The 11,419-nt window shown below is 58.9% G+C and carries 8 protein-coding genes; 3 read left to right on the top strand and 5 right to left on the bottom strand.

The window, feature by feature from the left end; all coding sequences use genetic code 11:
- Nucleotides 1–341: 341 nt before the first annotated feature.
- A complete protein-coding gene (locus MUN46_RS10930; protein WP_243375962.1) occupies nucleotides 342–3,188 on the bottom strand; it encodes a YadA-like family protein in 2,847 nt (948 codons plus the stop codon).
- Between the two features lie 540 nt (nucleotides 3,189–3,728).
- Entirely contained in the window at nucleotides 3,729–5,243 is a 1,515-nt protein-coding gene (locus MUN46_RS10935; protein WP_243375963.1) for an FAD-dependent oxidoreductase, read from the bottom strand.
- A 149-nt stretch (nucleotides 5,244–5,392) separates the two neighbouring features.
- Here MUN46_RS10935 and MUN46_RS10940 point away from each other — a divergent pair, with 149 nt between their 5' ends.
- Entirely contained in the window at nucleotides 5,393–6,343 is a 951-nt protein-coding gene (locus tag MUN46_RS10940) for a LysR family transcriptional regulator (RefSeq protein WP_243375964.1), read from the top strand.
- 17 nt (nucleotides 6,344–6,360) lie between these two features.
- Here MUN46_RS10940 and MUN46_RS10945 read toward each other — a convergent pair whose 3' ends face one another.
- The 3 genes from MUN46_RS10945 to MUN46_RS10955 form a co-directional block, all read right to left on the bottom strand.
- Nucleotides 6,361–6,531, bottom strand: coding sequence for a hypothetical protein (locus MUN46_RS10945; protein ID WP_237978383.1), 171 nt, complete (start codon nucleotides 6,529–6,531; stop codon nucleotides 6,361–6,363).
- Between the two features lie 49 nt (nucleotides 6,532–6,580).
- Nucleotides 6,581–7,027 carry a reverse transcriptase family protein gene (locus MUN46_RS10950; protein ID WP_243375965.1) on the bottom strand — a complete coding sequence of 149 codons (447 nt, stop codon included), beginning with the start codon at nucleotides 7,025–7,027 and terminating at the stop codon, nucleotides 6,581–6,583.
- A 479-nt stretch (nucleotides 7,028–7,506) separates the two neighbouring features.
- Nucleotides 7,507–9,765: an inorganic phosphate transporter gene (locus MUN46_RS10955; protein WP_243375966.1), complete on the bottom strand. Its 2,259-nt coding sequence runs from the start codon at nucleotides 9,763–9,765 to the stop codon at nucleotides 7,507–7,509.
- 380 nt (nucleotides 9,766–10,145) lie between these two features.
- On the opposite strand from MUN46_RS10955, the gene MUN46_RS10960 reads away from it, so the two are divergent.
- The gene (locus MUN46_RS10960) at nucleotides 10,146–10,424 is read left to right on the top strand and encodes a hypothetical protein (protein WP_237978380.1); all 279 of its coding nucleotides are present in this window, start codon (nucleotides 10,146–10,148) and stop codon (nucleotides 10,422–10,424) included.
- Nucleotides 10,402–11,004, top strand: a complete 603-nt coding sequence (locus tag MUN46_RS10965) for a hypothetical protein (protein WP_422732595.1) — start codon at nucleotides 10,402–10,404, stop codon at nucleotides 11,002–11,004. Before MUN46_RS10960 ends, MUN46_RS10965 begins: the two co-directional genes overlap by 23 nt.
- Nucleotides 11,005–11,419: the final 415 nt, after the last annotated feature.

An 11,419-nucleotide genomic window follows, 5' to 3' on the forward strand; every position in this document is an offset into this window, starting at 1 on the left:
CTGGGCCATTCACTTCAATCTGGTCCGATTCCAGTCCCAAGTATTTTTTCAGGAATCACTGCATAGCCTCCGCAGAAGCTGCCGCCCGTCGAAGGGTTTAAGGAATCGGCCGAATTCACGAATTCAGTTTTGCAACCTATGTTGGGCTTACCGAGTAAGCTCTTCCCAATCGGGGTCAAATGGGTTCATTCACAGAAAGTCTCATCCCCCGATACTCATATAGCCCTTTGCAGGGCTATATGAGTATCGGGGGAGTCTCGAGAGCGGGAGGCTCCTTCCGAGGCTTTTTGGGACAAAGGCCTCAGAACGGAGACGCCCGCGGGCGGCATGATCCGGCGCTTTCAGCGAAGGTTCAGATGCGCCTTGATCTTGTTAAGCTCGGCCTTGAGGGACTCGTAGCCGGCCCTAAGGGCCTTCACTTCTTTGTCGGCGGCCTCAAGTCTCATGTTGGAGCTCTGAAGCTTCGCCTGCAGATCGCGGTTCTCGTTGGTGAGGGTGCTCACGCGCTCGGCCACATTGAGTTTCGTCTTGTAGCGAGCGGTCGAGTTATCGCCGAACCGGTAGGAGACCCCGAGGTTCCCCATCACGTCGTTCCCCGAGGCGATGGAGCCGCCGAGCGAGAAGAGCAGATTCGGAGTCGGCCTCACGAAAAACCCGAAGGCGGTTGCAGCCGCTCCATGATAACCGCCCACGCCCGCGGAGACCGTCACCAGGTGGTCCTCGTCATATTCCAGAGGATGAAGCGCTGCCAGCGCCGCGGCGTTCGCGCCTGCCTTCTTCACCTTGCGGTCGAGCTCCTGGGTCACGCGGTTGAGCTGCGTGATGGAGTTCGAGTTCACCTCGACCGCCTGGTTCGTTGCAAAAAGTTGCGAGCCGTTCACCGCGTCGGTGCTTGTGGCGGAAAGCTCGCCCGGAGCCACGTTCGTGATCCGAAGGCCCTGGGCGTTGATTCCGTTTTCGCTCAGGTAGGTGTTGGCGTTTACGACTGCCCGAGCGGCCGCTGCGTCAAGCGATACCGTGTAGTCCTTGGTGCCGATCTCATTGCCGGAGGAGGTTACGACAACGTTCTGACCCGCCGCCACGCGCGACTGGGTATCCTTGAGTCCCGTGACGCTCGCGGTTGTTCCATCGTTCATTGTGAGGGTCGCCGTACCGCTACCCTTGTCGTCATACGATGCGGTTCCTGACGCGACATACGTGTTCTTCAGACCAGTGACATCTGCCTTCGATCCGTCGTTCATCGTGAGAGTCGCCGTGCCGCTGCCCTTGTTGTCATAAGACGCAGTTCCGGACGTGACATATGTGTCTTTGAGGCCTGTGACCGTGGCTGTTGTCCCGTCCTGGTGCGTGAGCGTGAGGGTTCCCGCGCCGTTGCTGGTGTAGGAGGCGCTGCCCTCCTTGACATGCATGTCTTTGACATCGACGGTATAGACCGTGTGGTTGTCTGTTTTATCGGCGGACGGAGTGACCTTCACCAGATCGCTACCGGCCTTCACCTCGGTTTTCGCTGCAGCGACTGCAACGGTCGATGCGATGCCGGAAACCGAGTAGGTGCTTCCGTCGTTGCGTGTGAACACAAGCGAGCTGCTGCCGGAGTCATAGGAGGCGCTTTTCGTGTAGGTGTCCTTCAGGCCCTCAATGGTGACGGTGGAGCCGTCGTTCTGGGTGAGGGTGATCTTGCCCGTGCCGTTGCCCGAGGCATCGTACGAAACCGATCCGGAAGCAACGTAGGTGTTCTTCAGGCCCGTGACGCGTGCCGTCGACCCGTCGTTCAGCGCCAGGGTCGCCGTGCCGTTACCGTTGCCCGAGGCATCGTACGAAACCGTTCCGGAAGCAACTGCCCGGTCCTGGATCTCGTACTTCGTGCCGTTGATGGAAAGCGAGGTGAGCTTGTCAGGCGAAGTCGTGGTCGCGCTCGCGGGATTGGCAGCGACCAGGGAGCCCGCATTGACCGAGAAGGAAGAGGTTGTTCCGTCTGAGGTCGAACCGGAAATCACGATCTTCAGGTCGTCTCCGCTGCCCCCGGTCCCGCCGCTGTTCGCAATCGAGATCGTTCCCGGGACATCGGCCCCGCCGTTCGTGGTAAGGCTGATCACGCCGCTCGAGACCCCGCTCGAAGAGGCCGTCGCCGTGGAAAAATTCAGGTGAGCGATATTGTCCTTGTGGACTTTTTCGATATTGTTTTCAAGAATCGAAACCGCTTCGTTGAAATCCGCCACCGTCATCGAGGACATGCTGACCGGCAGCGTCTCATCGTAAAGATCGCCGCCCCAGTATGAATAAATGGTTCCCGAGGAATCCGTGGAGGTGAGCAGGATTTCGTTGTTCTGGCCGTAGACGTTGCCTTGATAGATTTCCTTCCCGCCGTTGATGACGAAAATCCCGGTTTCCGCAGTTTGAGTCGATGCATTGAGTATGGAATAGAGCTTCCTCGGGTTCACCGAAGAAAGCTCCCCGTCCGTGCTGTAATACTTGTAGAGTCCGTCGCTCTGGTCGTAGTACAGGGTCCCCGCCGTGGGAGAGGACGGCATGGAGGAAACGGTCGTGGCGGTCTTGAAATAGGTACTGTAATTGGTTTTCCCCGCGTTAACGACGCTGTTCCCTTCATAAATAATCATGTCCCAGTCGGAGCGCGCGTGGATGCCCGCGTTCGTCGAGGCCGCGAAATTGGTTTCCGAAGCGCTGAACAGGTGGTCGCTGTTAAGCGTCGTGATTCCGTTGTCCGCGGAAGCGAGCTGCGTGCTGTAGAGAATGCCGGCCTTCTGGGCGTCGGTCGCGTCAGCGTCGGCGATGACGACGATTTTGGTGTTCGAAGAGGGCGTAACAGCCGCGCCGCTGCTGTTCGTTCCCTCCCAGCGGTAGCCTTCCTCAACTTTCATGGTGAAGCCGTCGCGAACCCAGTAAGTGCTCGAACCTACCGTCTGCTTGTGGTAGGAGTAAGTCGTCGTCGCTTTTGTCGTCGGATCCGTGGAAGCATAAGTCAGTGTTGTTTCATCTTTTGAAAAAGTATAAGAAGCGTTTGAGAGTGTCTTACTGAGAGCTTCGATCTGTTTTCGCAAATTCGTGCTGTCCATAAGGACCGCGTACTGATAGTAGGTCGCCGCAGCAGCATTGGCCGCTGAGGCGCTGGGCATTTCACCGAAACAGACGCCGAGAATCAGAGCAGCGGCGAGGGCTTTATACGTCATTGCCGGTCGGATAAGTGAAGACGAAGAAAACCGATGCTGTCCAGAAGCATAACTTTTTTCTTTTGACATTAGAGCAGGGAAATTAATAACTGTTAAATTAAAAAGATAGGACCAATTATATCGGCAAAGGCCCGATGTCGAGAGAGTCGTTCTGATTAGGGAAAAAACGTTAGAAAGCCCGGAGCACCTGCAAAAAATCCCGCATTTCCGACCCGAAGACCTGCCGGAACCCACCGATCCCGAGTCAGCCGGGAAAGATCAGGAAATGCAGTTATAAACAAAAAGATAAGAATTCCGCAGTATCCGGTGCAGGGCGCAGCAGGACAGGGAGAAAGAAGGCCCCGGCAAGGCCTGAAAAGAAGCGGCGCCGGCCGCTCGGAGTTCGTCAAGAGAATTAACTGACTTTGCAGGAAAGCCTGCCTCGGGCAGGTCTCAGACTGCGGAAGCACGCCGCGGACTCAAACGGTCTTCCGGAAAAAAAGCGGCAGGCCAGGACGGCCTGCCACTTTAAAGCCGCTCCATTTTGGAAATTTTAAGGAATCAGAGCTTCTTTTCCTGAGAAAGGATGTTCTTTACTGCGATGCGGGCCGAGTTAATCGCGAAGGACGAGGCCGTGCCTTCACCCACTCGCAGGTCGTAGCTGTCGCCGTAGACGCCGCCTGCGTCATGGCCCAGAGCATAGAGTCCCGGGATCACCTTCTCGTTCTTGTCGACGACCTGGAGGTTCTCGGTTACCTTGACGCCGTTGAGAGACGTGAGCGTGTGCAGCTTCCCTTTAAGGATGTAATACGGACCCTGGGAAACCGCGCGGATATAGTAGCGGTCCTTGCCAAACTGCGTGTCTTTTCCGGATTTGGCGAACTTCGTCATATCGGCAGCGGCGCGCTTCACGTTGCTGGGATTGAGCCCCGCCTTCTTTGCCACTTCCTCGAGCGTCGCGCCCTCGAACACGTCGCCGCGCTTCACGCCGTTTTGGATCATCTGCGGCAACTCCTTTGCCACCTGATGGCGCTGGATGAAGTTGCCGCAGGGGTTGAGATAGCCCTTGCCCTTGGTGCCGAGCTCCTTCACGAAGGCGTTGTCAAAGAGAATGTAGGTCCACTCGCCCGCGCGCAGGATGGCGTTCGAGGCGACCGGCCAGTCGAGCGTGAGCTGCTCGTTGAAGAAGCGGTTGCCGGCGCCGTCGAGATAGAGCTGGCTCTGGCGGAAGATCGCGCGCAGCTCCTTGTTCGGGCCGTTGCAGATCGCCTCGCCAGGCAGCGGATTGAAGGCCCCGTTGATCATCATCGGGCCCATATTGTCGCCCACGGCGCCCGCCGAGAACGCCATTTCAATGCCGTCGCCGGTCCGGCCCGGCGCTCCGGACGGCACCAGATCCTGGCCGGTGAATTCCTTGACCAGCTTCGGATTGAAGTTGTACCCGCCGGTCGCAAGCAGCACGTACTTCGCGTTCACCGTCACCTTTTCGTGCGTCTTCAGGTCTTCAGCCTCGACGCCCACGGCGCGGCCGTCCTTCATCAGGAGCTTTTTGCCGGGGGTCTGCAGCAGCAGCCTGCCGCCGTGCTTTTCAAAGGTCTGCACCATAGCGGCGGGCAGCGATCCCGCCTTCGGGTAAATGTGCCAGGTGAGGTTCTTGTTGCCGGCCCACACGGACTTCACTTCCTTCCAGTGCACGCCGTGATCCCACACCCACTGGATCGTTTCCGGGGATTCATCGATGAAGCGCTTCACAAGAGGCGCGTTGATGCGCCAGTGGTGGTATTCGCCCATGCGGTTGAACTCTTCGAGCTTGGTGAGCTTCACCCCGGCCTTCTTCTGCATGAAGGACTCGACGGCAAAGGAGCCCTCCATGAAGTTACCCGCGCCGCCGGCGAAAGCGTTCTTTTCAAGCAGCACGGTCTTCAGGCCGGCCTCCTGGGCGCTCGCCGCGGCCACGGTGCCGGAAGCGCCGGCACCGACCACGACGACGTCGGCGTTGAGGACCCGGTCGGCGACCGCCGGGAAGGCAAAGGCCATGGCGACCGTCATGACTGAAAGCGTGCGAAGCAGTTTCATCTCTTCTCTCCTTTGAATGGAAGAGAGGGGCCCCCATCCTCTTGTTTTCAATGGGTAAGCTCATCTCTTCCCATTATCCTAGGAGAAAAGATAGTTAAGATAAATAGCCATAAACAAAACACTTTGTTTCTTTAAACAGAATAATAGCCATGGATCTCCTGTCCCTTCTTCCGGTTTTCATCCGGGTCGCCCAGACCGGAAGCTTCACGCGCACGGCGGACAGCCTGGGGCTATCGAGGCCCGTTGTGACCCGCTCGATCCAGAGGTTGGAAAAGGAGCTGGGGGTGCGGCTTTTTTACCGCTCGACGCGCTCGGTCACCCTCACCGCCGAAGGCAGGGAGCTGCTCGATCAGGCCGAGGACCTGATGCTGCGGACGAGGCGCCTCGTCGAAAGCCTCCACCGCAGCCCCGGCGAGCCGCTCAAGGGCCGCATCCGCATTTCCTCTTCCGGCATCATCGCCTGGGCCTTCCTGCAGCAGATCGTGACGGATTTTCTCGCTGAAAATCCGGGCGTCTCGATCGAGCTCATCACGGCCGACCGCGACATGAACATCCCCGGGGAAGGGATCGACCTCGCCTTCAAGGTGGGAGACCGCCTGAAGGCGGACGTGATCGCCCGCAGGATCGGCGTCGTGAGAAACATCCTCTGCGCGTCTCCCTCTTACTTCAGGGGCCGCCCCGTCCCCGGCGAGCGGGACGATCTCCGGGACCACGTCGCACTCGTGAACCTCTACCTCGGAGAGCGCTTCCGGCTCACAAACTCGAAGGGGGAGACGAGGATCATAGAAATGAAGGGGCGGTACCTCAGTAGCAACTCCCTTCTGATCTTCAACGCGTGCCTGCACGGCGCGGGCATCGCCATGCTGCCTTACGAATTCGCCCTGCCCTACATGGCGCGCGGTGAGCTGCTCCAGGTGCTGCCCGACTGGGAAGCGGACAAATACGGCTTTTACGCCCTTTACTACGACACGTCCCTTTCGCGGCCCGCCCGGCGTTTTCTGGAAAAGGTCACGGGCGTCCTCCAGACCGTGGGCGGCCGCGTCTACGACATCCGCGTGCGAGCGAAGGACAGGCTGGTCGGCTCCGGAAAAATCGAGTAGGAGGCAGGCGGTTCGCCCTACATCAGTCCGACCTCCGGCCGGATCACCTCCGCGCCCGTGTCTATGCCCGACTTAAGCATCCGGTGGATCAGCGATATGACCCGCCTGTCCTTGATCCGCGCTGACAGCTTCCTGATGAGTCGGCTGTGGTCCACGGTGTCGAAGAACTTGGCGAGGTCGATGTCCACCGCTCACTTGAACCCGGCATCGGCATGGCCGATGCACCGGAGGATCGCGTCAGACGCGCCCCGGTTCGGCCTGAAGCCGCAGCTCGAGTCCGAGCACCTGCGCCACGGCCTGCTGGGCAAGCCGGTCGAGGGCTGTAGAGATTCCAAGATCTCTCCCTTTTTCTGGTTTAGGAATGGTCACCCGCTTCACGGGGGAGGGGCGGTAACGCCCCTCGCGCACCGCGCTCGTGAGTTCGCCCGGGTGGCTGACGATGTAGTCCCGAAGCTCTTCGGTCCTCATCCCGTCCACGCCGGAAACCCCTTTGTTCGACTCGACCTGCTTCAGGGCGAGCAGAAGGTTGGAGGGGCTCAGTATCCTCTCGCGCGTGATGCCCGAAAAGTCGGGCTCAGCATGTGTCGTCTCTTCCTTCGCTATGACGGTCTTTGCGCCCTCCCGGCATTTTTTCCCCGTTCCGCGGGTATCCGGTGCCGGGCAGGTGCTGGTTTTCTGCGCCATAAGACTTTGTATCTCCGGGATGACACTCCGTTGGATTCGGGCCTTCGCCGGCTGCTGCTCCGGCTACTATGCCCTCTGCTGACTTCTCGCGGCAGGCTTTACTCCATGAGCCGAAAGGCTTCACGTTCGCGAGATCTCCTCGGGTAAGAACACGTTCTTTCCCGCCATGCATCCGCCGCATTGACACCTCGGAATCCGGACAGCTGGGGACTTCGCCTTGTCTAGCAGGCTCATCCTTCCTCGTATGCCTTATGCGGTTCCTGTTCGTCGGATCGGCGGTTTGCCTCGGGCTTCCTTCAGATTCCGCCTCGCGGCGGACACCCTTGCCTCCGGCTATGTGCTTGGTGCTGTCTCCTGCACTCGGGACTTTCACCCGTTAGAACGCGCTCATGCCGAGCGCACCCCGAGAAAAAGGACGGCTTCGCATGAAGCCGTCCTTTTCCGGCGGTTCCGGCCCCGCGGAACCGGTTCTTTATTTTTCAGCCCGCGGCCGCTCTTGACGGCCCGGCAGCCCTCTCCGTCTTTTCCCGTCCTGTGAGCCGCGACTCCAGCCCGGTGACAACGGTGTACCGGCCGAGAATTTCACGCAGGAACTGCAGGAAATTCATGTACAGCTCCGCGCCGCGCAGCGACAGCCCGAAATGCTCGCGGTCTCCAAGCACCGTTTCCTGAATCCGGTCGATGCGCTCATTGAGCGCATGCAGCTTCAATTGAAACTCGCTCTTGTCACCGTGCCGCACGGCCTTTTCGAGCGGCTGCTTCAGCGCCACGAGATCATGGGCAACAGCCTGAAGCTCCGTGGCGAGATCTCCGGAAAAAATCCTGTGCCGGTTCGCGACATGATCCCGGGCTAGCGAGACCGTGCGGATCAGCGACGAAGCCGCCTCCTTCATGCCGGTGCAGGACCTGTAATAAAAGTACTTGGAGTCCGCACTGTCATAGCCTTCCGTATCGGCCGGCATGGCATAGTAAAGAGCACGGTCATCGGAAATGCGGTCGCGCTGCTCGGAGGCGAGATTCACCGCTTTTTTCAGCCCGGGAAGATTATCCGAAAGGAAGGAGTCCACAGTCAGTGCAAAAAGATCCGCAGAGTGTCCGAAATTGGCCGGAATCGATTTTTCGAGCTTCGTGCGGATGCCGTCCGGGCCGCTGAGCGCCACAACCTCACGGTCCATTTCCTTTTCCCGAGGACTCTTTACGTTCGTCTTGAAGATGATGAACAGAGCGAGCGCCATTAGGACCAGATACGCAGCAAAACCGCCCAGGTTCACGATAGAAACCATCACGGCAGCGGCGATGAAGGCGCTGAAGGCAGTCACGAACCAGCCGGAAATCACCGTGATGACACCCGAAACCCGGTAGACCGCAGTTTCCCGATCCCAGGCCCGGTCGGCAAAGGACGAGCCCATCGCCACCATAAAGGTGACGTAAGTGGTCGACAGAGGCAGCTTGAGCGAGGTCGCCGAAGCAATCAGAATCGCTGAGACAATCAGATTGAGCGAGGCGCGGATGTAGTCAAAAGGCAGAGCCTCCTCGCCCTTCTCAAGCACTTTCGGCTCAAACCTGCGGTTGATTCCGCGCTGAATACCCGCCGGCACGAACGCGTGGATCAAATCCCCCAGAGCCATGCTCCCGCGAACGACGGCCCGCCCCAGAGGGGTGGCTCCAAATTTTTCTCGAGTTCCGTTCGAACTCGCCGACAGGTTCACGGAAGTTTCGATCACTTTGCGGGCGCTCTTTGACAGAAAGAGCGTAGCCACCATGACAACGCCAGAAAGCAGCAGAAGCAGCCCCGGGGCCGGAATGGCTTCAGCCAGCCCTCCCATCATAAAGCCGGAAGGATCCGCTCCGCCCGCAGCCTCAAAAATATGCGCCGCGTCGAGCGCCGCAATCGGAACGCCTACGAAATTAACAAGGTCATTGCCTGCAAAGGCAAAGGCCAGGGCGAACGTTCCTGCGAGGATGACAAGGCGAAAAACGTTGAGATGGAACAACATCATGCCGATCTGCAGCAAAATTGAGCAGACCACGAAGATACCAAGCACGACCATTGATCCGTTGACGCGGAAAAATTCCAATACCTCCGGCGTCATGAAGGACGCGCCTTTTGCTCCCTTCATCACGAGGAAATAAAAAATCATCGCAAGCGAAAAGCCACCGTATATGCCTCCCAGCTTTCGGAAGATGAGGTCATAACGGAAGGAAAATACGAGGCGCGTCACCCACTGAACGAGAGCTCCGGCTACAAAGGCGACGACGACAGACACCAGAATGGCGGAGATCATCCCGAGCGCCTTGCCGCTGTTGAGATAGTCGCCCAGCGCGGAGAGCCCCTCGCCCATGCCGATCAGGCGATTCGCAGCCATGCCGGCTCCAGCTCCCAGCAGCTCAAAGACAATCGAGACAGTGGTCGAGGTCGGCAGTCCCATGCGGTTGAAAGCGTTGAGCAGGATAACGTCGGTCACCATGACGGCGAAGTAGATCGCGATCACGTCCGAGAAGGAGAACATCGCGGGATGGAAGACGCCGCTGCGGGCAATCTCCATCATGCCGCCGGAGAACGTGGCGCCCAGCAGGACGCCCACGCCCGCCACAGTGAGGATCACCTTGAATGGGGCGATCCGGGACCCCACCGCTGAATTCAGAAAGTTGACGGCGTCATTGCTGACGCCCACGAAAAGGTCTATCACGGCCAGCAGTGCCAAAAAGCCGAGAACGACCCAGAAGAAGATGTCCATTTGTCACCAGCTGCAGGATTGTTGAAATAGGGAAGAGGGCCTGAGAGCGTGAAGCCGCTCGTCCACGCTGTAAGTATGGAAAAAACCTGTGTCGGGATTGTTGCTGGAAGATGACAGAAAGATGACGAAAATATGTCAATTTGATGACAAGGGGAAAAAGCCTTCGAAAGAGCGTCCCATCCACTTCCCGGGACTCGCCGCAGCCGGGCGCTCCGGCCCACTGCTCTCCCGCACCCTCCCTTCCGGCCCTGTGAATATGTGAGCCCCTTCAACATTCACCCTGCAGAGAGTCATATGCAAAAGAGAGCCCTTTCCTCCTAAAACAGCTGCGGTCCCGAAGCAAAGAAAATTTTCAACTTGCAGCGGCTGTACGTTGTGCGTTGCTCCTCGCAACGGGAGTCGGACTCCTCGCGGGTCCGAGGCAGGCTTTTGCGGACGCGGACAAAGCCTACGCAGCTGGCGACGGCGCGGCGGCGAACAGCTCCAAATCGACCGCCCTCGGCTCCGATTCGAGCGCCACGGGAACTTCGTCGCTGGCAATCGGCGGCGCCACGGCCAATGGCAACTACACCATCGTGATCGGCGATTCCGCCCAGGCTTTGGAAACCGGCAGCCCCCTACGACAGCTCGGCTGCCATCGGCTACAAGGCGTACGCTGACGGCGAGTGCGCCATCGCACTCGGCAGCTCTTCTAAAGCCGCGGGAATGGATTCCATCGGCATCGGTTTTGGCAACCAAGGCCAGGGCGCCACGGGATCAAATTCCATCTCGATCGGCGTCCGGTCAACCGCAAGCGGCGAATACAGCGTCGCCCTCGGCCAGGACAGCACGGCCTCAGGCACACTCAGCATTGCGATGGGAGACGCTGCAAATGCAACCGGCAGTTATGTCCACGCCATGGGCTGCTTGTCAAAGACGAGCGCTAATTCAGCCATCGCCATGGATAATCAGGCGGAAGCCGCCAGCAACAATGCTGTATCGCTGGGCGAGCGGGCGAAAGCTGCCGGAGGAAACAGCACCGCTTTGGGCGCCGAGGCGAATGCTGGCGGATTTAGCAGCATCGCAGCCGGCTATCAGTCGGCTGCATCCGGAAACTACTCCATGGCACTGGGCCAGCGGTCCGTGGCAAGCGGCGCTTCCTCCCAGGCGTTCGGCTACAACGCGACCGCAAGCGGCGAGGGAAGCCTCGCAAAACATACCGCTCGGCATGAAAGCGAACTCAATGCCGTCAAGGCATAGCTGAGCGAACTGAGAGCGATAGTTATGAAAAACACCAGTAGAACCTGAGGCTTCCCCAGATACCCGGTCAGCCACTTAGGGCGGAGAAGCGGCGCCGGCAGAAGCAGCGGGAACAATCCCGTTGCTTCTTTTTTTGCTGGAGCCCCTGCCGGCTTTTTAAGAGAAAGGCAGTCCTGCTGGCGCGGCCTCTGCCCGCCGCGCCCCGGAAAGAGCCTGGCGGTACTCAGACAGTGCTCTGGAGTTTCTCTCCGGTCCTTTTTCTCTTGGGAAGCAGGGCCTGCGCTCGAAGCGGCTTCCTCCGCGCTGTTTCAGGCCAATGCCCGCGCGCTACGCTTCGGTAAAATGGCCTTTAACGGTTTAAAAACTGAAGCTTGAGAAACGATTTCTACCTCCCGCTGTTTGCGGACCTCCTTCA

The sequence above is a fragment of the Mesosutterella faecium genome (assembly GCF_022809315.2).
Taxonomy (GTDB): domain Bacteria; phylum Pseudomonadota; class Gammaproteobacteria; order Burkholderiales; family Burkholderiaceae_F; genus Mesosutterella; species Mesosutterella faecium.

What these genes read in the sequence shown, in the direction of transcription:
- MUN46_RS10930 (WP_243375962.1), bottom strand. Translation starts at nt 3,188, where the DNA reads ATGACGTATAAAGCCCTCGCCGCTGCTCTGATTCTCGGCGTCTGTTTC.
- MUN46_RS10935 (WP_243375963.1), bottom strand. Translation starts at nt 5,243, where the DNA reads ATGAAACTGCTTCGCACGCTTTCAGTCATGACGGTCGCCATGGCCTTT.
- MUN46_RS10940 (WP_243375964.1), top strand. Translation starts at nt 5,393, where the DNA reads ATGGATCTCCTGTCCCTTCTTCCGGTTTTCATCCGGGTCGCCCAGACC.
- MUN46_RS10950 (WP_243375965.1), bottom strand. Translation starts at nt 7,027, where the DNA reads ATGGCGCAGAAAACCAGCACCTGCCCGGCACCGGATACCCGCGGAACG.
- MUN46_RS10955 (WP_243375966.1), bottom strand. Translation starts at nt 9,765, where the DNA reads ATGGACATCTTCTTCTGGGTCGTTCTCGGCTTTTTGGCACTGCTGGCC.